Below are 22,105 nucleotides of genomic sequence, written 5' to 3' on the forward strand. Positions count from 1 at the left end.
GCCGAGTGGCGTACCCGTACGGTGCGGGTCTTACGTCAGCCGCGGACGGCCGACAGCGGCTGACGGCCGATCCACTCGAACATCAGCTTGAGCACCTGGGGCATCTTGGAAACGGCACAGTGTCCGGTGTCCGCGAGCAGGTGGACTTCCGTGTCCCGGCGGCCGTCGAAGACGAGGGTGTCCTGCTGGGGGACGTGGACGTCGTCGGCTCCGTTGATCACGAGCATCGGGACGTTGGTGTCGAGGTCGAGCAGTGGACGCAGGACGAAGTGCGGCCAGTTCTCGGCCAGTTCGTCGGGGGTCGGTTCGTGGTCGAACCCCAGCGCGTTGCCGACGATGCCGTCCATGCCGTGCGCGAACCCCCGGCCCCGGGCGAACGCCGTCTCGACGGGACCGCCGATGACGATCGCCGCGTCCACGTCACCGGCCAGGCCCGAGCGGGCCGAGAAGTGTCCGCCCATGGACATGCCCAGGTGCAGGACGCGCCCATTGCCCAGCGCTCGCGCCTCGGCGGCCAGTGCGCGCACGATATCGGCGCCGACCTCCGAGTTCATGGGACCGGCGCACTCACCGGTGCCGGGGATGTCGAAGGCGAGCACGCCCATGCCGGTGCGCAGGGCGACCATCTCGAACAGCCCGTGGGAGTCCATCTTCCATGTGTCCACTCCCCCGCTGGCGAGCAGGACCGGAGTATCGCCGGACCAGCCGCGCGGAGTGAGCAGGTGTACGGGGAGGGCGGTGACACCCTCCCCGCAGGGCACGTCGACGATGCGGCGCTCGAACGCTGCCTCGAACCCGGGAGCGGCGAGGACGTACTGCTCCAGCTGCCGCTCCAGAGCCGTGCGTTTAGTGTCGTCGGCCAGGGTGGGGAACTTCGCCCAGCCGTAGGCGAGCGCCGCGAGTCGGTGCTGCCGACGCTCGGCGTATCCGGCGGCCAGTCGCGACCACTCGTACACCCAGCCGCCCGGCCGGTCGGGCCACATCTCGGCGATCGCCGATCGGACCGCGTCGACATCCTCGGCCGGCAGACCGCTGTTCACCATCTGCCGGTACCGCTCCACGAACAGGTCCTCGGGGGCGACTTTCCACTGGTAGGGCATGCGGCTCCTCATTCCCACCGCATCGACGCGGTGTTTTGGTGTGAACGCCGTGGTCGGCATGGATCTCAGCGGGGTGCGCCATCGGTCCGCCCGTCCGGAGGCCGTGCGGGCAGCACGAGACGGAAGGTGCACCCCTGGCCCGGCGCGGTGTCGAGTTCCAGGCGGCCGCCGTGGCCCTCGGCGATGGCGGCGGCGATGGCGAGGCCCAGCCCGCTGCCGCCGTGGGAGCGGGAGCGGGAGGAGTCGGCACGGTAGAAGCGCTCGAAGACGTGCCTGGCGTTCTGGGCGGCCAGTCCGGGCCCCTCGTCCGCCACTTCGAGGACGCCCACGGGTGTGCCGTGAGGCAGTGGTGGTGACGCACTGGTGCGTCCCGGACGGTCGGCTCCGCAGGTGTCCACGCTGACTCCGGTCGCGCCCACTCTGACATGGACCGGGGTGCCGGACGGGGTGTGCAGGCGGGCGTTGGAGAGCAGGTTCTCGACGATCTGTCTCAGCCGGTGAGGATCGCCGGTGGCTTCGACCACCTCCAGTTCGTCGTTGCCCGCCGGGTCCGGCAGCGGCCCGAGGTCGACCGGATGGCTCGTCCCGTGCAGGGCGGCGGTCCGCACGGCGTCCGCCGCGAGGGAGAGCAGGTCCACCGGGGCGCTCTCGTACGACGGTTCTCGGTCCAGTTGAGCGAGGAGTTGGAGGTCGTTGACGAGGAGGCCCATGCGCTCGGCGTTCTGCGCGATGAGCTGATGGGCCTCGCTCTGCTCGTCGGCCGACAGACGCGCTCGGCGCAGTGCAAGCTGCGCATAGCCCTGGATCACGGTGAGCGGAGTGCGCAGTTCGTGGCCGGCGTCGGCGACGAAGCGCCTCATGCGCGCCTCGGAGGCCTCTCGTTCTCGAAGCGCCTGCTGCAGTCTCTCCAGCATGGAGTTCAGCACCCCACCGAGCCGTCCGATCTCGGTGCGTGCATCGGTGTCCGGGAGTCGTAGATCGAGTTGCCCCGCGCTGATCCGCTCAGCCGTGTGCTCCATGCGAGTCAGCGGGAGCAGGCCGAGCCGCACGACCCAGCGGCCCAGCGCGAGCAGGGCGGCGACAGCGACGGTCAGCAGCATGGCATTGAGCCACAGGAGTTTGGAGGTGGCGCCGTCGACCGTGTCCAGGGGCAGGGCCACGACGGCGTGCATGCCGTCCGGCCCGGCACTCGGCAGCACCCTCCATCGGCTGTCGCCGCTGACAGCGTCCACCGTCTCCGGATGGCCGTCCCGCAGACCCAGCCGCGGCACGGAATCCGCGATCCTCGGCCCTGGCCTGTCATCCGCACCGAGCGACCTGTCCATCCGGCGGCCGGAGGCATCGTAGAAATAGACCCGGAAATCGGACGGCAGAAAACCGAGCCGCTCGCCGGGGACGCCCCCTCTGGCGGCATCGAAGTAGGCGGGGTCAGGCGGGTGGAAGTCGGTGAGCTGCTGGTCGACGCGGTCCACCAGCCAGGAGTGCAGCACCGCGTAACCGATGACCTGGGAGACGAGCACGGCGACCGTGGCCAGCACAGTGGCACCCAGGACCAGGCGTCGGCGCAGGGAACCGGGCGGGCGGGGGAGGAACCGTCTCACTGGTCCGCCGCCCCGCGCGGCAGCCGCAGACAGTAGCCGACGCCGCGCACGGTATGGATGAGCGGCGGTTCGAAGCAGTCGATCTTCTTGCGCACGTATCTGACGTACGTCTCGACGATGCGTGCGTCCCCGGAGAAGTCGTAGCTCCACACATGATCAAGGATCTGCGCCTTGCTCAGCACCTGACCGGAACTTGCCATCAGATAGGCCAGCAGCTTGAACTCGGTCGGCGACAGCGGAACGTAGTGCCCGGCGCGGTGTACCTCGTGCGCCCCCTCGTCGAGTTCGAGGTCGGCGTAGCGCAGCAGGCTCTCCGGAAGGAGCGGTTCCGCCCCGTGGTCGGCCGTGCGGCGCAGGATGGCCTCGATGCGCAGAAGCACCTCCTCGATGTGGAACGGCTTCGTCACGTAGTCGTCGCCGCCGGAGCTCAGCCCCTTGATCCGGTCGTCGACGTCGATGCGGGCGGTCAGGAACAGCACGGGCACGACGTTCCCGGCCGCCCGCAGCCGCCGCGTGACCTCGAAGCCGTCCAGGTCGGGCAGCATCACGTCGAGCAGCACCAGGTGCGGTTTCCGCCGTTCGATCTCGACGAGGGCCGACTGGCCGTTCTCCGCTCCGCTCACCTCGTATCCGGTGAGACGGAGGGTGGACTCCAACAGTGTGCGGATGCTGGGTTCGTCCTCGACCACGAGGAGCCTGTACCGCGGCCTGCCCTGGGGCTGCTCGTTCATCGTGCTGCGGGGTCCGTCCTGTCGCTGTTCATCGACCGGCGCAGTCGTAGAGCACGGTGTCGCCGAAGAGCGCCGCGATGCCCGTGTTCTGCTGCGACGTCGTACTGCCTCCGTACGCCGAGGCGGAGACCTTGGTGCAGTTCTTGGAGATCCAGTCCGAGCGCTGCTTGGCCGGCCCCGTCGACATGTTCGGCAGCATCGTCGCCGTACCGCCGGAGTTGTCCGTTCCGAGGACGTACCGCAGCTCCCCGTCCCTGGTCCACTTCTTGAGCTGGGCGACCGACGGAGTGTCGTCGGAGTTCAAGAAGCCACCCATGCCGATCACCGTCTCGTCACTGTTGAGGATGAACGCGCTGGTGGCGCTGGACCCCGACCCGCCTGCCACAGCGAGCTTGATCCGCGCCTTCGGCGCGTGCTTCACGGCGTAGGCGAGCATCTTGCGCTGGTCGGAGGTGAGCGTCGCGCCGTCGGAGCCGCCGGAGGCGCGTTTGAGATCGGCGGAGCCACCCGAGAAGGAGGGCATCTCCTGACCGCCGGACGACGAGCCGGAACCACCGGACGCACCGGGCATGCCGCTGGGGTCACCGGAAGGCATACCGCCCTGACCGGCGCCGGGCATTCCGGACGGCATCCCAGACGGCATTCCGGAAGGCATCCCGCCCTGTCCCGAGCCGGTGTCCCCGCCGGGGAAGCCCTGCATGTCCGTCGGCATCCCGGAGGGCATGCCCGACAACCCCTGGCCCCCGCCGAAGCCCTGGCTCGGCAGGCCGCCGCCACCGAACATCGAAGAGGTTTTCGGGCCCGCTGTCGGGTTGGAGCCCTCCCTGGACGAGCTCGAAGAGGCCGACGCGCTCGCCGCCCACGCCCCCGGCGCCACCAGCATCGACACCACCGCGGCGACCGCCCCGGCCAGGAGAATCCGTCCACCGCGCCGAGCCAACAGGAGCGCGATCGCCGCGCAGCCGATCAGCAGCACGGGCCAGATCAGCCACCCGTTCCAGTCCGGCGTACGGCGGATGAGCACCACCGACCAGACGACCGTCACCGTCACTGCTGCCGCTCCGACCCAGGGAGCCCACGACAGGCCCGCCCGGTGGACACGGATCAGGGCTGCCAGCATCCCACCGCACAGTGCGGCGACCGCCGGGGCCAACTGGGTGGTGTAGTAGGGGTGGAAGATGCCCTTCTGGGTGGAGAACACCACCGCGCACACGATCAGCCAGGATCCCCACAGCAGCCACCCGGAGTCGGGCAGCACCCCGGACGGGTCCAGTCCCCCACGGCGGCGCAGCACCGCGCACACCACCCCGATGGCCAGGGCCACGGCGCAGGCCGGCAGCAGCCAGCTGATCTGTCCGCCGATCTGGGAGTTGAACATACGCCCGAGACCGGCCTCGCCGCCGAAGCCCCCGGCCATGCCGGACATCACCTGCGACGAGCTCCCGCTGGAGCCGAAGACCCGGCCCAGCCCGTTGTAACCGACCACCAGGTTCCAGGCGGACCCGTCCTCGCTGCCGCCGATGTAGGGCCGGTCCCCCGGCCACAGTGCCACCATCGCGACCCACCACAACGAGGACGCCACCATGACGGCTCCCGCACCCAGCAGCCGGCCGACCCGGGACGCCCAGGCGCCGCTTCCCGCCACGAGCCAGGCGAGGGCGAACGAGGGGACCACCATCCACGCGGCGAGCATCTTGGTCATGAACCCGCACCCGATCAGGAACCCGCTCGCACACAGCCACCAGGTCGCCGTCCGACCCTCGGCCTGCAGGGCGCGGGTGAGCGCGTAGGCCGCCGACAGCAGCATCAGGACGAGCAACGTGTCGGGGTTGTTGTCCCGGTTGATGGCAACGGTGATGGGGGTGAGGGTGAACACGAGGGCCGCGAGCAGCGCGGCTCCCTCCCTGGCCCAGCGGCGCACAGTCCGGTGCAGCACGAACACCGCGGCCACCCCCTCGATCACCTGCGGGAGGATCAGCGCCCATCCGTGCAACCCGAAGATCTTGCTGCTGACGACCTGGGGCCACAACGCGGCGGGCGGCTTGTCCACGGTGACGACTCCGGCCGGGTCGTAGGCACCGAAGAGGAAGTTGGTCCAGTTCCTGCCCATCGACTTCACGGCCGCGGAGTAGTAGGCGTTGCCCCAGTCCAACGAACCGAGCGCCCAGCCGTACAGCACAGTCGCCAGCAGCAGGATCGCACCGAGTGCGGCCGGTGCCGCCCAGGCGGGCAGGGAGCGGGTGGGGGCATCCGAGGGACCGCTGGGCGTCTGCGCGACGGACAGGGTCCGGTAGGACTCGTTCATGGAAGCAGATCAGCTCTCGTCAGGAGTGCAGGAGTGGTGGTGGCGGTGCTCGGGTGAGGAGGCGGGCGTGCTGCGGAAGACGGCCAGCCGCAGCACGGCGAAGCGGACGGCGGTGACCCCGACGGACGCGACGGCCAGCACGGCGGTCTCGGCGGCCGCCGAGGCGCCCGGATCGGACTGCTTGAACCACAGCACCGCGCCGGAGGTGACCAGGTAGCCGAGCACGAACAGGACGCCCGCGCCCAGGTGGGCCCGCGCGGGCCGAGCGTCCGCGTGCCGGAACGTGAGGCGGCGGTTCGCCTCGGTGTTCAGCACCGTCAGCACCAGCAGTGACACCAGGTTGGCGAGTGCCGGCTGCCACCAGTCGCGCAGCAGCCAGTACAGCAGCGCCTGCCCGACGGTGGAGGCGATACCGATCGCGATGAAGCAGCCGACCTCCCACGACAACACGCCTCGTCTGGTGGGCGGCGCCAGGACGGCGTCCGGGTGCTCGGCGGCCGGGGCGGGGCGGCGGGGCAGTTCGACGCGAGCGGCGCCGGACGCCTTCAGCCGCGCCATCCGCCACAACCCCTTGAGGTCGTCGGTGGCCGTGCTCATCACGTCGACCCGGGTGTCGATGTCCTCCACCCAGTCGACCGGCACCTCGTGGACGCGCAGCCCGTTGTGCTCGGCGAGCAGCAGCAGTTCGGTGTCGAAGAACCAGGCGTCGTCCTGAGTCACCGCCAGCAGAGGCCGAAGCACCTCCGTACGGGCGGCCTTGAAGCCGCACTGGGCGTCGGTGAAACGCACCCCGTGGGTGAGCCGGATGATCCCGTTGTAGCAGCGGGAGATGAACTCACGGCGCGGCCCGCGCACGGTGCGGGCACCCGGTGCCAGCCGGCTGCCGATCGCGAGGTCCGAGTGCCCGGTGGCCAGCGGGGCGACGAGCGGCAGCAGCCCGTCGAGGCCGGTGGACAGGTCCACGTCCATGTAGGCCACGACGTCCGCGTCGCTGGACCCCCACACGATGCGCAGGGCGAGGCCCCGGCCCTTGCGTTCCAGGTGCACGACGTCGACACCGGGCAGTTCTTCCGCAAGGCGCTGGGCGACGGCAAGCGTGGCGTCCGTGCTGGCGTTGTCGGCGACGGTGACGCGCCAGGGGAAGGGGAACTCCTCGGTCAGCCGGGCGTGCAGGGTACGCAGGCAGCCGGGCAGGGCCCGTTCCTCGTTGTAGACGGGGACGACGATCTCCACGGTCGCGGTGCCGGAGTCGGCGCGCGCGGGCCCACTCGAGGGCTGGAAGGCGACTGTCCGGCCGGAGTTGTGGGTGAGAGCCGTGCTGTGGGGGATGGGCGACATGGCTTCCTCAGACGAGAAGGGACACGGGGGCGGCTCCAATGCCTTGATCGCGAACAGGTCACGACTGTCACCCACGCGCCTGGGAGACCTGGGGGAGCAAAGCGAGAACTGACAGAGAGTCAGAGATTTTCGGCCTGCTTCCCCGCTACCGCAGCCGCACCGTCACCCGGGGTCCGCCGCATCCCACGGCACCCCGCCCGACAACCAGTGGGAGATTTTCTCCTCCTGATCATTGCTCTGTAGGTGGCGCGGCGGACTGGCGAACGTGGCGTAAGGCCGGCAGCGGATGACGACCCGGTCCTCCTGGTCGGCCATGGCTTCGACGAACGGCCGGGCCTCGTCGCCCAGCGCCTGTCCCGACATCCGGCCGCCCACCGCCATCATGACGTCGATCACGAAGTCGCGGTCCCGTTCGATCACCGCGTCCGCGTACACCTGCAGATAGGTGAAGGGCCAACGCTCGTCGAGGACGCAGAGGCCGACCTTGCCGTCACGTTGGACGACGCGCCCCTTGCCGCGTCCGGCCATGGTCGACACGAGCAATTCGTCGTCGTCAGTGGGGACGTAGTAAACGACCGACATGGCCGGACCGTCGTGCCGCCGACGATGGCCGAAGACGCATGTACGGTGCGTTCGCACGAACTCCCGTCGCTCCGACGGGAGCATGTCGCGGTCACTGGGGGCCGTGTACGGCTCCGAGGCAAGGGGTAGCAGCATCGCTCGTCGTCTCCCGCTCTTGGCGCGTATGAGCACACGTTTCGGCTACAGTGTTGTCACTAATGTCCGGGCGCGTCAAGCGTCCCGCTGTCCCGCCGGCTCTCCCGCGACGGTGTCGGTCTCATACGGCAGGAGGAGCCCGAAGGTGCAGCCCTCACCGGGCCCGGTGCCGAGTTCGTGGCGGCTGTCGTGGGCGACGGCGGAGGCGGAGGTGACCACCCTCGCGGTCATGGCCCCGCCACGTTGCGGCGCGGTGCTGATGACGGACTCGGGCGTCTTTGCCGCCGACCTGAGGCTCACCGGACTGCGGAGACGGTGTCCCTGATGAAATGGCCCGAAACTGTCAGCCGGCGCGGCACGTCGGATCACGAGTGCTGTGGCAGACGCGCGCCCAGCAGACCGTGGCCCGCTTCCCGCTCATCTGCCGCGCACGATGTGCAGCACCTTGGTCTCCGTGAACGACAGCAGACCGGCCAGTCCGTTCTCCACACCCAGCCCGCTCCACTTGTGCCCGCCCATCGGCACGCCCGGGGTCGGTACGGCGTGTGCGTTGACCCAGGACGTGCCGCACTCCAGGCGGGCCGCGAGCGCCGCGGCGCGCTCCGGGTCCGCACCCCACACCGAGCCGTTGAGCCCGTACCGGGTGCCGTTGGCCCGGGCCAGGGCTTCCTCGACGTCGTCGTAGGGGATCACCGGCAGGACAGGGCCGAACTGCTCCTCGTCGACGATGCGCACGCCATCCTCGAGGTCCCTCAGGATGGTCGGCGCGAAGAAGTAGCCGTCACCGTCGAGGCGTCGGCCGCCGGCGGCCGCGTCGGCGCCGCCCGCCAGAGCCTCCTCCACCAGTTCCTGGACACGGGCGAACTGCGGCGCGGTCGCCAGCGGCCCCAACTGGATGTCGGGCAGCATGCCGTCGCCCACCTTCAGGGCCCGCGCCCGGTCCGCCAGGCCGTCGACCACCTCGGTGTACCGGGAGCGCGGCACGTAGAGACGCTTCATCGCCGCGCACAGCTGCCCGCAGTTGACGAACGCGGCCCAGAACAGGCTCTCGGCGTGGGCATCGAGGTCGACGTCGTCGAGGAGGACGGCCGCGTCATTGCCGCCCAGCTCCAGGGTGAGGCGCTTGAGATCGGGCGCGACCGCCGCCGCCACACGCTTGCCGGTGGCGACGGAGCCGGTGAACGACACCTTGCGGGGCACGGGGTGTTCGGCGAGCCGTGCGCCCAGGGGGTCCTGGCCGCTGATGACGTTCAGCACGCCCGGCGGCAGCACCTCGCGCAGAGCGACTCCGAGCGCGAGGGTCGACAGCGGCGTGAACGGAGAGGGCTTCAGCACCACGGTGTTGCCCGCCAGCAGGGCCGGCCCGCATTTCAGGGCGGCGAGGGCCAGCGGGAAGTTCCACGGGGTGATCACCGCCACCACGCCCATGGGTGGGTGCAGCACCTCGATCCGTTCCCTGTCGTCGTCCCGGGTGACCTCGTGCGGCACGTCGAGCGTGGCCGTGACACGCAGGCTCAGCGCGGTCAGCTGGACCTCGAACCGGGCGTCGGGCAGAGGCTTGCCCTGCTCCAGGGTGAGCAGGAGCGCGAGGTCCTCGGCGCTTTCCTCGATCCGTTCGGCCGCCGCGAGCAGCGCCGCGCGGCGGGTTGCGATGTCTGCGCTCCAGAGCGGGAAGGCAGTCGCGGCCGCTTGCAACGCCTCGTCCAGCCCGGCGGGCGAGCAGTCGGGGGCCTGGGCGAAGACCCGGCCGGTGGCGGGGTTGTGCACGTCGAAGGTGTCGCCGGCGTGGACGTCCTTGCCGTTCACGGTCATGGGTTGGAGGTACTGGGTCACGGGGTCTCCTGGAGGGCGGTGGCGGCCGGTGCCGTCCGGGGTGTGAGAAGCATGGCGGCGACGGCGAGGGCGGCGAGTACCGCCAGGGCGGTCGCGGTCCGGACGGTGATGCCGATCGCACGGGCCACTGCGACGCGCCGCGCCGCCTTCGGGCCGATGGTCGGCGTGCTCGCGGAGGAGGAGGTTGACGGGCCGTGGGGCCCGGAGCTTTCGGGCAGTTGCGACATCGGAATCGCTCCTGGTCCGTCAGGACACCATGTGCATGCGACAGGGGGTGACGTTGAGCTCGTCAGGCCCGCTCTCGCCGACGACGACGGTGCCGCCGATGTTGACGCGGTGCTGTCCGGTGCAGGCGTTGGGCTCGAAGGCGAAGGCCATGCCGGGGACGAGTTCCAGGTCCCAATTCGGCTCGATGGTGCGGAAGACACGGCGGGTGTCCTGGCCGGGGATCTGCTCGGCGTTCAGGGCGATGTGTCCGACGAAGGCCGCGGGGGCGAGGGTGTGCACGAGGGGTGTCATGTTGTAGTGGCCGGCCTTGAGAAGGGGCTCGCTCATGGCCCGGGCCACGTCGAGGAAGCCGGCTCCCGGGCGCAGGGCCCGAAGGCCGGCGTCGTAGCAGTCGCGGGCGACGTCGTGGAGCGTGTGCAGCACCTTCGGCACCGGTTCGACGGCGACGGCCATCTGGACCTGCGTCTCGAATCCCCCGTAGCAGGACATGATCTCGGCCTGGACCAGGTCGCCGGGCTGCACCGTCCGGGAGGGGCCGCCGGCATAGGTCCAGTAGGGCGGCGCCCAGCCGGGATCGTCGGCGCCGACGCTCACGATGACGTGCGGGTAGGTGGTGACGCACGAGTTGCGGTGCAGCACTTCCACGACCGCCGCGTAGATCTCTGCCTCGCGGATCCCCGGCCGGGTGATCTCCAGCATGGTCCGGCACGCTTCCTCCGCCGCCTGGGCGGAGAAGCGTACGAGTTCCAGTTCCTGCGGGGTCTTGGGCAGCATCGTCTGGGCGAAGTCGAGGGAGACGTCGGTGAACTCGGCCTCGGGCAGGTTCTTCAGGACGTAGTCCCACATCATGTGGGTGACAAGGCCCTCCAGTTCACCTGCCGAGCTTCCGGTCAGACCGACCACGCCGACCCGGCTCGACGTCTTTCCGTATTCGGTGAGCGCCTGGACGACCCCGCGGCCGAACGGACCGACGCGTACGTCGTCGATCCAGAAGTGCACGTCCCGCATGTTCGCGGCCAGGCGGCGGGTGTAACGGTGGTGCGTCCAGGTGAGATGGATGGGGTCGCGGTCGGCGAAGAACACGATCACGCCGTCGAGGACCTCGTTGGCGAGGTAACCCTCGTACCGTTCACGGCCCTTGAGGCCGAAGACGAGCAGACAGTCGAGGTCCTTGTCCTGCATGAAGGCGCGGGTGCGCTGCCAGCGCAGTTCGCGGGCGGTGAAGGGGAGAACGGGATAGTTCTTCGCGGTCATGCCCCTGCCCCCTGCGTCGACTCCCCGACAGCGGCGTCGGCGCGGTCGTTCTCCAGGATCCTCGGATCGGCGCCCGCCGCCTCGGCCACGTCCCGGTAGTACTGCAGCCAGTCGGTGCCCTCGGGCACGTGACCACCGCCGGCCATGATGCCGCGGGTGAGCCCGGGGTTGTCCACGGTCACCGGAAGCTCCCCGGTCGCGGCGTACGCGTCGACGGCCTTGAGGAGGCGCCGCCGGGTCCTGCTGATCATCAGATCCGAGGCGGACAGGTGCTCGAAACTCCGGTCCACGACCGCTCCCATGCTCTCCGTGATCATCTTGTCCTGGATCTGGATGCCCTCGACTCCGGAGTAGTTGCCCTTCGCCTGGGCGTCCCGGTCGAGGAAGTAGTCGTTCTCCTCGGACGGGGTGAGCCGCCACCTGCCGTACCAGTCGTCGCTGTTGGGCTGGAGCAGGTCGGCCATCCGCACCACGACGCCCGGCAGCTTCTCCAAGGGGCCCAGGAAGACCGACTTGCCGTCCACGAGCCCCTGTTTCCGGCTGACCTGGAAGATCATGGAGTGGGTGTCGTCCATCGGTAGCCAGAACCGTACGAGGGGCTCTTCCGCTTCGAAGAGGTTCTGACCCGGGACGGTGGTGGACGGCAGTACCTGTTGGGTGTAGTGCCGGTAGTCGGGGGTGAAACTGTCGGGCCTGCGGTGGCCCTCCATGGTGCCCCAGACGGTGTTGACGACCTTGGTCTCGACGGCCCTGCCCGTGGTGAGCCACTTCATGATGAAGTGCTCGCCCGCCTCCTCGGGGTCGTGGCCGCCGTGGTGGAGGAAGGCGAGGTGGGACGCGTCGATGTCGCCCTCCATACCTTGCAGCCAGTTGCACTCACGTAGCCACATCTGGATTTCCAGCTCCTCGTCGCCGGCGACCACGCCGATCTCGGGCAGCGGCGGCGGGGCCTCGCGCGAGCCCATGTAGATCCAGACGAGACCGTTGCGTTCCCGCACCGAGTAGGCCTTGGCCCGTACCCGGGTGGGGGCGCCTCCTCCGGCGATGCTCGGGACGTCGGTGCAGCGGCCTTCCACGTCGAACTTCCAGCCGTGGTAGGAGCAGCGCAGGCCGCCCTCTTCGTTGCGGCCGAAGAACAGCGACGCGCAGCGGTGGGGGCAGCGGTGGTCGAAGATGCCCATCCGGCCGTCGCTGTCGCGGAAGCCGACGAGTCGCTCACCCAGGGCCATCAGGCGGATCGGGGCGCCGTCGGCCTCGAACTCGTCGGATCTGGCGATCGGCAGCCAGAACTGGCGGAAGAACTCTCCGGTCGGACTGCCGGGGCCGACCTGCGTGAGCTTGGCGAAGGGGTCAGTCATGAAACGGTCCCTTTCTGTGCGGAAGCGGTGGTTCGCGTGCTCACCATGCGAGGGCCGGCCCGACGAGGTTCATCCGGTCGTTCGGGAACAGGTCGCTGACCTCCGGTGTGGCCCAGCCGAGGTCGACCGGGTGGCTGACCTCGGCGAAGGTCAGGGCCAGCTCGTAGAGGGCCTGCTCCCGCGGCGGCATGTCGTCGACAGGAAAGAGGTTCAGATGGGTGACGACGGCCTCGATGCGGGGGAGCATGGCGGCGCACAGCTCGCGCAGCTCCTCGATGTCGGCGGCGGCCATGGCCGCCATCCGCTCCGACGAGTTGCGCAGGCGCCAGCGGTCCACGAAGCGTTCCAGGTCTGCGAAATGAGCGGGTATTTCCATTACTTGGCTCCGATCAGCTCGTCGACGAGTCCGTAGCGGTGCTGGAGCGCGAACTCCTGCAGGGAGAGGTAGACGTCGCCGATGGCGCCCGACTCGAGGCCGCGCTGCACGTCCTCCATGGCGGCCAGGTCCTCCCGGGCCACCGTGTACTGCAGGGCCCGCGTGTACGCCTGGGCCAGGCGGTCGCCGGCGTGCCGGGCCTTGCGGGCGTAACTGTCGAAGATCAGGCGGGTGTGGTTGCGGTCGATCGGCCAGACCGTGACGACGCTGTACCAGTGCGAGCCGTTGAGGATGGCCACGTTGGGGAACTGCCACACGATGTCGAAGAACCACGGGCGGTGGCGGGTCCGGTTGACCGCCGGCGGGAGCATGGAGAAGTCGGTCTCGACCGCCGGGGTGAGCTTGCGTCCGAGGGCGTACAGGGCTTCCTCGACGGGCGGGCTGACATAGTCGGGGTTGGCCGGGGTGCTGGTGCGGATGTGGCGCTCGTACATGTCGATCATGGGCTTGTGCCGCATCGGGTTGCTCTTGCCCGCCAGCTTCGGCTGCGTACGCCGGTGCAGGAAGACGGTGTGGTATCCCTCCGAGAAGGAGTCCATGGCGATGTTCCAGTTGGCCCGGACGTCGATGGAGAAGGTGCTGATCTTCTCCATCTCGCTGTAGTAGCCGTCGAAGCCGTCGGCGAGTTCCCCCAGCCAGTCGTCGAGCGGCTCGGGGTGGTCGCTGAAGTTGGCGTAGATCAGCCCGTACCGGACCTCGCTGTGAATCGGGACCAGCCCGAGGCGGGACTTGTCGACGGAGCGGAACTGCTGCTCGTCCGGGACCGAGCGCAGGGTTCCCTCGCCGGTGTAGGACCAGCCGTGGAACCAGCATGTGTGCGCCGACGCCGTCCCCTCGGCGAAACCGCAGGCGGTGGGGACCACCTTCTTGCCACGGTGGCGGCACACGTTGTGGAACGCGCGCACCTCCCCGTCCCGGCCACGCTGGATGAGTACCGAGATGTTGAAGGTGGGCACGTCCAGGACGAAGTAACCACCCTGCTCCGGAAGGTCGTTGACGTTTCCGACGAGGAACCACGACGGGCGGAAGACCTTCTCGACGACGGCGTCGTGGTACTCCTGCGTCAGTTTGTCCTTGACGGACACGACATCCCGCAGGCCGGCGAACGGGTGGGGCGGCGGGGCCCCGCCGGGGGGCGCGGAAGCAGCATGGACAGCGGCATCAGCCATAAGGGCTCCATAAGTTAGGACGATAGTCCTGTTATCAAGGACCGTAGGCCCAAAAAGCGGCGATTGACAATAGACGGGCGTCGAATCGGCTCACACCTGCGCAGATGTCGACCTCGCTCCACCTGGACCCTTTCACCTGCACGACGCTTGACCCCCTCAAGCTACGGCTATACGGTCCCCTTACCGTCCCAACTAGTAGATTGAAATCCTGAATATCAGGACACTATCCGTTTCTCGGTAAGGAGGGGTGTCCATGTGGGATCCCGCGAACATGTTTCTCAACGGGCCTTACGCGCCCTGGCGTGAGCAGGGCGAAGCCTTCGATCTGGAGATCGAGGGACGACTGCCGGACGAGCTGAACGGCGCCTTGTACCGCATCGGCCCCAGCCAGTTCTACGGCCCGGAGGACCCGAGCCGGTATCACTGGTTCGAGGGCGACGGCATGGTCCACGCGGTCTTCCTGCGCGACGGCAGGGCGACCTATCGCAACCGGTATGTGGAGACTGCAGGCCTTCAGCTGGAGAAGCAGCAGGGACGGGCGATCTTCAGCGGCTTCATGAACGGCAGGGAGAAGCCGCTGCCGGCCGACACCTTCCCGAAGAACCCCGCCAACACGAGCGTGACCCTCTACGACAACCGTCTGCTGGCCTTCTGTGAGGCGGATGTTCCGCACGAGCTGCGGCCGGACACGCTGGAGACGGTCAACCAGCGCTATGACTTCAACGGTGCCGTCGTCGGACCCACGACCGCTCACCCCAAGGTCGATCCAACCAACGGCGACCTCCTCTTTTTCGGCAACATCGACGGCACGGTCACGTGGTACCGGGCCGACCGCCACGGGAAGGTCCTCGACCGTCACACCCTCGATCTGGGCGTTCCCACCTTCACCCACGACTACGTCGTCACCGCCGACTACGCGATCTTCCTGGTCAATCCGTCGATGGTGCGTATCGAGGACATCCTCGCGGGACGGCCGTCGACGGTCTGGGAACTCGAGACGTTGGAGACGTGCCGCTGGGCTGTCCTGCACCGCCGGACCGGGGAGGTCCACTGGATCGAGGCGCCCGACGCCTTCGCTCCGACCCACTTCCTGAACGCCTACCAGGACGGCACCAGGATCGTCATCGACGGGCACCGCGTCGACCGCTTCGGCCCCACCCCAGAGGAGTTGGAGTCACCGCCGCCGGGCGGGGACTGGAACCACTGGTTCACGAAGATGGTCTCCACGCCCTGGCGCTGGGAGCTCAACCTCGCGACCCGGACGGTGAAAGACAGTCAGGTCACCGATCTGCTCGGCGAGTTCCCCCAGATCAACGAGCAACGGACCGGCCTGTCCCACCGGTACGGCTACTACGCCACCACACGGGGAGCCGGTGACTGGTTCACCGATGGCCTGGCCAAGCACGACTACCTCACGGGTGACACGTCGATGCAGACACTCGGCGGTTCACTGACGTCGCCCAGCGAGCCCCAGTTCGTGCCCCGCCCAGGTGCCACGGCCGAGGACGACGGCTGGTTGCTGTCGATCTGGTGGGACGCGGCCACCGACCGCAGCGAGGTCGTCGTTCAGGAGGCGCAGGACTTCACGGCCGTCCCTGTCGCCCGGATCAAGCTGAACCATCGTGTCCCCTTGGGATTCCACGGCAGCTGGTCGGATGCCGTGGAACTCGACGCCGCTCTCGGCGCCGCCCGCGACGCCGTCTGAGGCGCGGCAAGCCAGTGCCCGACGGGGGGCGAACGCTCCCCGTCGGGCTACGGCCGCCCGAGTTCGGCTCACGCAGCAGCTTCCCCGCACGCCCCAGGACAGCGGGTCCGTGTCCGTGTCCGTGACCGACGCAATCGTCCAAGCGGGCCCCCGCCCGGGGCCCACAGTCCGCCGTGTGGCAACCGCGCGGCGTCCTGTGCTGCTCCACTCCCTCCTGCCCGCGCCCAGCCGGGCGAGGGAAAGCCCGGCCTCCGCCTCGGGTTCGCGGTCATCACACACCTCTCGTCGTCCCGTCACCGCGGTGATGATCAAGCGCTCCGCCGTCGACGCCGTCCAGAAGGATCCGTTTCATGACCGATGTGCTCGACCTCGTTGTCGCCGACCGCCGCCAGGAGGCGGCCGGCGTCGTATCCCTGGTCCTGCGTGCCTACGACAACAGTCCGCTGCCGGCCTGGGAACCCGGCGCCCACATCGACCTCGTGCTCACAGCCGGTCTGGAGCGTCAGTACTCCCTGTGCGGCGGAGACACACACTCGTGGCGCATCGCCGTCCTGCGGGATCCCGGGGGGCGGGGCGGATCCGAGTTCGTTCACACGATCCTCCGGCCCGGAACACCGGTACGGGCCCGAGGCCCCCGCAACCACTTTCCCCTCGAAGCAGCACCTGCCTACCGGTTCATCGCAGGCGGCATCGGCATCACCCCGATCCTCCCGATGCTGGACGCCGCCAGGGCTCCATGGACGCTGCTCTACGGCGGGCGCTCCCGCAACTCCATGGCCTTCACCGAAGAGCTGACTGCTCGTCATCCCCCGGATCGCGTCTTCGTCCACGAGGGCATCCTCGATCTGCGGGGGCACCTCGCGGACCTGCGCCCGGGTGAGGTCGTCTACGCCTGTGGCCCCGCTCCACTGCTCGAGGCGCTGGAGTACCTCGTCCCCGCGGATTCACTCCGCACGGAGCGCTTCACCGCGCGCGTGGCAGACGATGCCGTGGACAGCGCCTTCGAGGTCGAACTCGCCCGCTCGCGCCGGATCGTGCCCGTCCCGGCCGACGAGTCGATCCTGGCTGCCTTGCTGGCCGCGGGCGTGGATGTCGCGCACTCCTGCACCGAGGGCATCTGCGGCACCTGCGAGACCCGCCTCCTCGCCGGCGATGCCGAGCATCGCGACAGCATCCTGACCCCGCAGGAGCGAGCCACCGGTGAGTCCCTGATGATCTGCGTCTCCCGGTCACGGACCCCGCGGCTCACCCTCGACCTCTGAAGTGGGTGCGGTTCGGGTCGATGGAGGCGCCGTTGCTCCGTACTTCCGGTGTGCGGCGAGACTCTCCTGTTCGCCGGAACCAGGCGGCGCGGCAAGAGTCGGCCGAGGTTTCACCCGGGCCGGTGAGCTGCCCCACGAGATCGTCTGCGAAAGCGCTCAGGTCCGTGTAGTCACCATCGCCGAGTCCACAGCCGCCCGCCTGGCGACGCAGGACATCGAGATCGGCGGCAGGACCATCGCGGCCGGCGAGGGCGTGGTGGCGTTGTCCACGGGTGCCTCGCATGTGCCCGGTCGACGCGTCGGCCCGGTCTCGCTTCGGGCGACTGTCGTCCGCGCGGCGAGCGCCATCGCCACCGGACTTCCGGGAATACCGCGGCCTGCAAACGGGCACCAGGGCAGCCTCCGGGTCAGGGTCCCTGCGGGGGAACCGCGACTGCTGACGCTCATCGGCCGCGGCCACCACCGCCGGCCGAGCGACGGGTCGCCGACCTTCCGCCTTCGCGCCGTACCGCATGCCCTGGCAGGCGGGTTCAGCCGGCGGGCGGCGCAGGAACCGCCCCCACGCTCAACTTCGGCCATGGCGTTCGTCAGTGGCTGCCCGGGAGCCCGTCGACAGGGACTCCGTCAGCGCGGAAGCCCTCCTGCGGGGGGCTCGGCCGGTCCTCGCCCGACGCGGCGGAGGAAGTCATCGACGCGATCGTTCGCCTGATCCGCGAGGGGGACGGGGAACGAGGTGAAGATATGCGTGCCGCCCGGGTAGACAGCCAGCTCGGCGTGGTTGCCGGCCGCGATCCAGCGGACATGCATGAACAACGAGTCGTCCAGGAACGGATCCAGGGTGCCTACGGTGAACAACGCCGCCGGGAGATCCCGCAGATCCGCGAACAGAGGTGACAGGTCCGGGTCCTGACGTTGTTCACTCCGGGGCGCCACCGCGCAGGTGGACGCTCGGATGATGTCCGTCGAAATCGGTACCGCGTCGGCACCGAGCAGCTTCTGACTCGGGGTCATCGAGAGGTCGAAGCACCCGAAGATCAGATTCGCCGCCTGGAATCCGGTGGACCCTCGCCGTTCGCGCAACCGGACCAGGACGGAGGCAGCGAGTGTCGCGCCCGCCGACTCGCCGCCGATCGCGAGCGCATCGGTTCCGAACTCCGACCGGGCATTCTCGATCAGCCACATCGCCGCGGATTCGGCGTCGTCCCAAGCCGCCGGGTGCGGGTGCGTGGGCGCCAGCCGGTAGTCCACGTCGATGCAGGCGAGGTCTGTGTTGCGCGCGATCCGCTCCATCACCGGATCCGACTGCGCCGCGCTGCCTCCGACGAAACCGCCGCCGTGGAAGTGCAGGTAGACACCCTTGGGGCGGTCCGGAGCGATGACCCGCAGGGCCAGTTCGTGACCGCCCAGTCCCGCTATCCGGATGGTGCGCGCACGCTCCGATGGCTCCCTGGCAGACACGGGAAGGCCGCCGCCGCCCGCCTCGGGATCAGGCAGATCCTTTAGTCGCTCGCGAAGTCGGCGGTTGAACTCGGCTGTTTCGGGCGCGATCGCTTCCGCCCGGAACGACGTCCCGTCAAGTCCGCTCACCTGGCCCGGCCCGGAAGTCGTCATCGATGCCCCACCCCGCCTGCGGCCGCCGAGTGTTCCGTGGCGGCCACGTCGATGCTGCTGGGCGCGTGCCAGCTCCTGGTCTCCGGAAGAGGGTGCGCGGTCAAACACCGCATGTGGCACACCGACTCGTCGTCGGGCGTCCGGCCGGAGAACGGTTGCGGAAAGAGCTCCTGTGGCTGGTTCTGGAGATCAGCCATCAGAGCCTCGGTCGGCACCGGCAGCTCGCGGGTGTCCGTGAGGACCGCCTTCTTCCTCTTTCCGCCAGGCTCGTGCCAACCAAGGACCGATGCCACTGCCCGGTCCGGTGATGAACGCGACCCGGCCCGCAAGATCTCTCATGCGTGCATGACCTCCTCGGCAAGCCCTTCAGCTGTCCTGATTTTCCGGACAGTAATTCCGCAAGACAGGACAAGCAAACCGGAGCGGGTCCGACCAGTCAAGGCCTGGCGTTCATGACCCCGGGACGGACCGGACGGCCTGGAACCGCCGCCTCACGGAACACATCGACGCCGGAACCAAGATCACCGGATCCGGGGGCAGGTCGCGTCACCGCCCTCGGACGACAGGCAGAGGCGCCTCCGCCCTGACCACGAAGAGCCGCTCCCCCGCCACCAGTCGCCGCCCCTCACTCCCTGTCCGCGCGGCACGAGATCGAGTCCGAATGGGAACTTTCCCTCGTAGCGCCGACAAGAGCCGACGACCACTGCGGTCGCAGGGAAGAGCGACGGGTCCGCCTCACCGGAAGCGGGAACACACCGCCGAGCAGGACGGCTCCGCGCACGCCGTTCGCACAGCGCCACGGCGGCGCCGATGCGGACGGCGAACTCCTCCGCCGTCAGCGATCAGCGTCACGCGGTTGACGAAGTACCGGAAGGCGGTCGCCGTGCCGGATGCCGGACACTGGGCGGGGTCCGCGTCGACAGTGCCTCGGCGCCCGCCTTTTCCTGTCGCTGCCCCGCAGTGCTCGTCCGGCCGAGTGCGCCCGCCACCACCGAGCGCGAACCATGGGCACCGTGATGCACATTCTGCAAAACATGCACATTGAGAAAATATGCACAGACTGCAATCATAGGGTGTATGACTCGTAGGAAAGAAGGACTGCGTGAGCGCAGGCGCCGTGAGACCCGACTCGAGATCCGGACCGCCGCGCTGCGACTCTCGCAGGAACACGGCTTCGACAAGGTCACCGTAGAGATGATCACCACCGAGGCCGACGTCTCCCATCGAACCTTCTTCAACTACTTCCCGAACAAGGAGGCGGCCGTCGTCCAGGCGCCGCCGAAACTGTTGGACGAGGACGCCGAGGCCTTCACCGCCGCGGGGCCCGCGCACCCCCGCGAGATCCTGGCAGACCTCACCGCGCTACTCCTGCGGGACATGGCCGAGCAGCCACCACAGCGCGACGAGTTCACCACCACCTTCTCACTGGCCCGCGAGCACCCGCCCGTGCTGGCCGCGATGCTGGCGAGCTTCGCGGAGTTCGAGCAGTCCCTGGTCGTCATCGTGGCGGCACGCACGGGGGAACGGCCGGAGGACGAGGCGCCACGCCTGATCGCCGCTCTGGCGATAACCGCTCTCAGGACGGCCATGGAGAGCTGGGTGGCCGACGACACCAAGGACCAGGACGACAGCCCGATGCCGTACGTGGAGCGCGTGATGACCTTGTTGCGCACCTTCCTCGGCTCCTGACTCCAGCATGACCCCTCGTGGGTTCGCCGCGCGGCCGCCACCACGACATCACCTCTCTGGAGCGCTTGATGACCGACCTCGCCCCCGCCGCGCAGGCAGAACGACCTGACTCCGCTGCCCTGCCGCCGCGATTCGGCCTGCTGTTCGCCAGTCTGATGACGACCATGCTGCTCGCCTCACTCGACCAGACGATCGTCTCCACCGCGCTCCCGACCGTCGTCGGTGAACTGCACGGCCTGGACCACATGGCGTGGGTCACCACCGCCTACATCATGGCCGCCACGATCGGCATGCCCATATACGGCCGTTTCGGGGATCTGATCGGCCGCAAAACCCTCCTGCTCGGCGGGATAGGTATCTTCATCGCCGGATCGGCACTCGCCGGAGCCGCGAACAGCATGACCATGCTGATCATCGGGCGGGCCGTTCAGGGGCTGGGCGGCGGCGGCCTGATGATCACCTCTCAGGCGATCGTCGCCGAGCTCGTACCACCGCGGGAGCGTGCGCGCTTCATGGCGCCGATCGGCGCGGTGTTCGGCCTCTCCGCGGTGGCCGGACCGCTTCTCGGCGGCTGGTTCACCGACAGCGTCTCCTGGCGGTGGTGCTTCTGGCTCAACCTGCCGGTGGGGGCCGCCGCCTTCGCGGTGGGCGCCTTCGCGCTGCGCACGCCGCGCAAGTCCGTCAAGGTCACCGTCGACTACCTCGGCATCACCCTGATGGTCCTCGCCGTCGCCACGACGGTGCTGGTGGCGAACTGGGGCGGCAACGCATACGGCTGGACGGACCCATTGGTCCTCGGTCTGGCCGCCGGCGCCGTCGTCGCCTGGGTCCTGTTCTTCTTTTCGCAGAGCCGCGCCGCGGAGCCCATCGTCCCGCTGTGGCTGTTCCGCAGCCGGATCTTCAACATCGCGACGCTGATCGGCCTGATCGTGGTCGGCGTCGGGATGTTCGTGGTCGTCGCCTATCTGCCCACCTGCCTGCAGATGGTGTACGGCGTCTCCGCGACCGAGTCCGGACTGCTGCTCTTCCCCATGATCATCGGCCTCACGGCTACCGCCGTTCCCTCCGGAATGCTGATCACTCGGACCGGCCGCTACAAGATCTACCCGATCATCGGCTCGCTGCTGGTGACCATCACCGCCGTACTGCTGTCCACGATGGACGTCGACACTCCGGTGGCTGCGGTCTCCGGATACACCTTCCTGCTCGGCGCCGGCGTCGGCCTTGTCATGCAGAACCTCGTCCTGGCCGTGCAGAACGCGTTCCCCACCAGTGAGGTCGGCACCGCAACCGCCTCCAACAACTTCTTCCGCGAGATCGGCGCGACGATCGGCACGGCGGTCGTGGGAGCGGCCTTCTCCCAGCGACTAACCGACCAGCTCTCCGCACGACTGACGAGCAGTTCCGACAGCGGCCTGGGTGACACCGACTCCCTGACACCGTCGCTGGTGCACTCGCTGCCAAAACGGCTCCAGGCCTCCGTGATCGACGCTTACCAGCAGGCGTTGACACCGATCTTCGGGTACGTGGCGGCCCTGTTGGCCATCGGCTGCGTCCTCGCCTTCCTCCTCCCGCAGAAGGAACTCGCCCTCACCAACGCGGACAAAGGCGCCGACCTGCCGACCGTCCCGCCGTCCGCGCAGGACGGCGACAGGACAGCCACCCTGACCTGACGCCAGTCGTCGATCCGCAGGCCGGTCGCGTCTCGGAAGCACCTGTCCCCGCAGGACAGGCACGCAGAGACTCGACGGGCTGCTTGCACCGTCGC

General features: G+C 69.0%; 18 protein-coding genes. 4 read left to right on the forward strand and 14 right to left on the reverse strand.

Annotated elements, in window-relative coordinates; translation table 11 throughout:
* Window positions 1–35: 35 nt before the first annotated feature.
* The 13 genes from ACIRRY_RS43595 to ACIRRY_RS43655 form a co-directional block, all read right to left on the reverse strand.
* The gene (locus ACIRRY_RS43595) at window positions 36–1,100 is read right to left on the reverse strand and encodes an alpha/beta hydrolase (RefSeq protein ID WP_403984461.1); all 1,065 of its coding nucleotides are present in this window, start codon (window positions 1,098–1,100) and stop codon (window positions 36–38) included.
* A 65-nt stretch (window positions 1,101–1,165) separates the two neighbouring features.
* Window positions 1,166–2,701 (reverse strand): sensor histidine kinase, encoded by a 1,536-nt coding sequence (locus ACIRRY_RS43600; RefSeq protein WP_403984463.1) that lies wholly within the window; start codon window positions 2,699–2,701, stop codon window positions 1,166–1,168.
* Entirely contained in the window at window positions 2,698–3,432 is a 735-nt protein-coding gene (locus ACIRRY_RS43605) for a response regulator transcription factor (RefSeq protein WP_403984465.1), read from the reverse strand. The genes ACIRRY_RS43600 and ACIRRY_RS43605 overlap by 4 nt, the downstream gene beginning before the upstream one ends.
* 28 nt (window positions 3,433–3,460) lie before the next feature.
* Window positions 3,461–5,737: an ArnT family glycosyltransferase gene (locus ACIRRY_RS43610; protein ID WP_403984467.1), complete on the reverse strand. Its 2,277-nt coding sequence runs from the start codon at window positions 5,735–5,737 to the stop codon at window positions 3,461–3,463.
* A gap of 9 nt (window positions 5,738–5,746) precedes the next feature.
* Window positions 5,747–7,075, reverse strand: a complete 1,329-nt coding sequence (locus ACIRRY_RS43615; protein ID WP_403984469.1) for a glycosyltransferase — start codon at window positions 7,073–7,075, stop codon at window positions 5,747–5,749.
* Window positions 7,076–7,237: 162 nt separating this feature from the next.
* The gene (locus ACIRRY_RS43620) at window positions 7,238–7,792 is read right to left on the reverse strand and encodes a pyridoxamine 5'-phosphate oxidase family protein (protein WP_403984471.1); all 555 of its coding nucleotides are present in this window, start codon (window positions 7,790–7,792) and stop codon (window positions 7,238–7,240) included.
* A gap of 75 nt (window positions 7,793–7,867) precedes the next feature.
* Complete coding sequence (locus ACIRRY_RS43625) at window positions 7,868–8,023, reverse strand: hypothetical protein (protein ID WP_403984473.1); 156 nt, start codon at window positions 8,021–8,023, stop codon at window positions 7,868–7,870.
* Window positions 8,024–8,209: 186 nt separating this feature from the next.
* Window positions 8,210–9,604 (reverse strand): aldehyde dehydrogenase family protein, encoded by a 1,395-nt coding sequence (locus ACIRRY_RS43630; protein WP_403984597.1) that lies wholly within the window; start codon window positions 9,602–9,604, stop codon window positions 8,210–8,212.
* Window positions 9,605–9,621: 17 nt separating this feature from the next.
* On the reverse strand, window positions 9,622–9,852 hold the full coding sequence (locus ACIRRY_RS43635) for a hypothetical protein (protein WP_403984475.1): 231 nt from the start codon (window positions 9,850–9,852) through the stop codon (window positions 9,622–9,624).
* A gap of 19 nt (window positions 9,853–9,871) precedes the next feature.
* Complete coding sequence (locus ACIRRY_RS43640) at window positions 9,872–11,107, reverse strand: M24 family metallopeptidase (RefSeq protein WP_403984477.1); 1,236 nt, start codon at window positions 11,105–11,107, stop codon at window positions 9,872–9,874.
* A complete protein-coding gene (locus tag ACIRRY_RS43645) occupies window positions 11,104–12,465 on the reverse strand; it encodes a Rieske 2Fe-2S domain-containing protein (protein WP_403984479.1) in 1,362 nt (453 codons plus the stop codon). Before ACIRRY_RS43645 ends, ACIRRY_RS43640 begins: the two co-directional genes overlap by 4 nt.
* A gap of 40 nt (window positions 12,466–12,505) precedes the next feature.
* Window positions 12,506–12,841 carry a hypothetical protein gene (locus tag ACIRRY_RS43650; protein ID WP_403984481.1) on the reverse strand — a complete coding sequence of 112 codons (336 nt, stop codon included), beginning with the start codon at window positions 12,839–12,841 and terminating at the stop codon, window positions 12,506–12,508.
* Entirely contained in the window at window positions 12,841–14,070 is a 1,230-nt protein-coding gene (locus ACIRRY_RS43655) for an aromatic ring-hydroxylating dioxygenase subunit alpha (RefSeq protein ID WP_403594883.1), read from the reverse strand. The genes ACIRRY_RS43650 and ACIRRY_RS43655 overlap by 1 nt, the downstream gene beginning before the upstream one ends.
* A gap of 253 nt (window positions 14,071–14,323) precedes the next feature.
* On the opposite strand from ACIRRY_RS43655, the gene ACIRRY_RS43660 reads away from it, so the two are divergent.
* The gene (locus tag ACIRRY_RS43660) at window positions 14,324–15,775 is read left to right on the forward strand and encodes a carotenoid oxygenase family protein (RefSeq protein ID WP_403984483.1); all 1,452 of its coding nucleotides are present in this window, start codon (window positions 14,324–14,326) and stop codon (window positions 15,773–15,775) included.
* A 350-nt stretch (window positions 15,776–16,125) separates the two neighbouring features.
* Window positions 16,126–17,037 carry a PDR/VanB family oxidoreductase gene (locus ACIRRY_RS43665; RefSeq protein ID WP_403984485.1) on the forward strand — a complete coding sequence of 304 codons (912 nt, stop codon included), beginning with the start codon at window positions 16,126–16,128 and terminating at the stop codon, window positions 17,035–17,037.
* 624 nt (window positions 17,038–17,661) lie between these two features.
* Here the strand turns inward: ACIRRY_RS43665 and ACIRRY_RS43670 are convergent.
* Complete coding sequence (locus ACIRRY_RS43670) at window positions 17,662–18,624, reverse strand: alpha/beta hydrolase (protein WP_403984487.1); 963 nt, start codon at window positions 18,622–18,624, stop codon at window positions 17,662–17,664.
* 1,101 nt (window positions 18,625–19,725) lie between these two features.
* Here ACIRRY_RS43670 and ACIRRY_RS43675 point away from each other — a divergent pair.
* Together ACIRRY_RS43675 and ACIRRY_RS43680 are read left to right on the forward strand one after the other, a co-directional pair.
* Window positions 19,726–20,337, forward strand: a complete 612-nt coding sequence (locus ACIRRY_RS43675) for a TetR family transcriptional regulator (protein WP_403984489.1) — start codon at window positions 19,726–19,728, stop codon at window positions 20,335–20,337.
* 68 nt (window positions 20,338–20,405) lie between these two features.
* Window positions 20,406–22,010, forward strand: coding sequence for an MDR family MFS transporter (locus tag ACIRRY_RS43680; protein WP_403984491.1), 1,605 nt, complete (start codon window positions 20,406–20,408; stop codon window positions 22,008–22,010).
* The last annotated feature ends 95 nt before the right edge of the window (window positions 22,011–22,105 follow it).

The organism is Streptomyces sp. NPDC101776 (genome assembly GCF_044766845.1).
GTDB lineage: Bacteria > Actinomycetota > Actinomycetes > Streptomycetales > Streptomycetaceae > Streptomyces.

Bases quoted from the DNA above. Each gene is read 5' to 3' on its own strand.
- ACIRRY_RS43680 (WP_403984491.1), top strand. From the start codon at position 20,406: ATGACCGACCTCGCCCCCGCCGCGCAGGCAGAACGACCTGACTCCGCT.
- ACIRRY_RS43615 (WP_403984469.1), bottom strand. From the start codon at position 7,075: ATGTCGCCCATCCCCCACAGCACGGCTCTCACCCACAACTCCGGCCGG.
- ACIRRY_RS43655 (WP_403594883.1), bottom strand. From the start codon at position 14,070: ATGGCTGATGCCGCTGTCCATGCTGCTTCCGCGCCCCCCGGCGGGGCC.
- ACIRRY_RS43650 (WP_403984481.1), bottom strand. From the start codon at position 12,841: ATGGAAATACCCGCTCATTTCGCAGACCTGGAACGCTTCGTGGACCGC.
- ACIRRY_RS43595 (WP_403984461.1), bottom strand. From the start codon at position 1,100: ATGCCCTACCAGTGGAAAGTCGCCCCCGAGGACCTGTTCGTGGAGCGG.
- ACIRRY_RS43630 (WP_403984597.1), bottom strand. From the start codon at position 9,604: ATGACCGTGAACGGCAAGGACGTCCACGCCGGCGACACCTTCGACGTG.
- ACIRRY_RS43635 (WP_403984475.1), bottom strand. From the start codon at position 9,852: ATGTCGCAACTGCCCGAAAGCTCCGGGCCCCACGGCCCGTCAACCTCC.
- ACIRRY_RS43660 (WP_403984483.1), top strand. From the start codon at position 14,324: ATGTGGGATCCCGCGAACATGTTTCTCAACGGGCCTTACGCGCCCTGG.
- ACIRRY_RS43610 (WP_403984467.1), bottom strand. From the start codon at position 5,737: ATGAACGAGTCCTACCGGACCCTGTCCGTCGCGCAGACGCCCAGCGGT.
- ACIRRY_RS43665 (WP_403984485.1), top strand. From the start codon at position 16,126: ATGACCGATGTGCTCGACCTCGTTGTCGCCGACCGCCGCCAGGAGGCG.
- ACIRRY_RS43640 (WP_403984477.1), bottom strand. From the start codon at position 11,107: ATGACCGCGAAGAACTATCCCGTTCTCCCCTTCACCGCCCGCGAACTG.
- ACIRRY_RS43605 (WP_403984465.1), bottom strand. From the start codon at position 3,432: ATGAACGAGCAGCCCCAGGGCAGGCCGCGGTACAGGCTCCTCGTGGTC.
- ACIRRY_RS43620 (WP_403984471.1), bottom strand. From the start codon at position 7,792: ATGCTGCTACCCCTTGCCTCGGAGCCGTACACGGCCCCCAGTGACCGC.
- ACIRRY_RS43645 (WP_403984479.1), bottom strand. From the start codon at position 12,465: ATGACTGACCCCTTCGCCAAGCTCACGCAGGTCGGCCCCGGCAGTCCG.
- ACIRRY_RS43675 (WP_403984489.1), top strand. From the start codon at position 19,726: ATGACTCGTAGGAAAGAAGGACTGCGTGAGCGCAGGCGCCGTGAGACC.
- ACIRRY_RS43625 (WP_403984473.1), bottom strand. From the start codon at position 8,023: ATGACCGCGAGGGTGGTCACCTCCGCCTCCGCCGTCGCCCACGACAGC.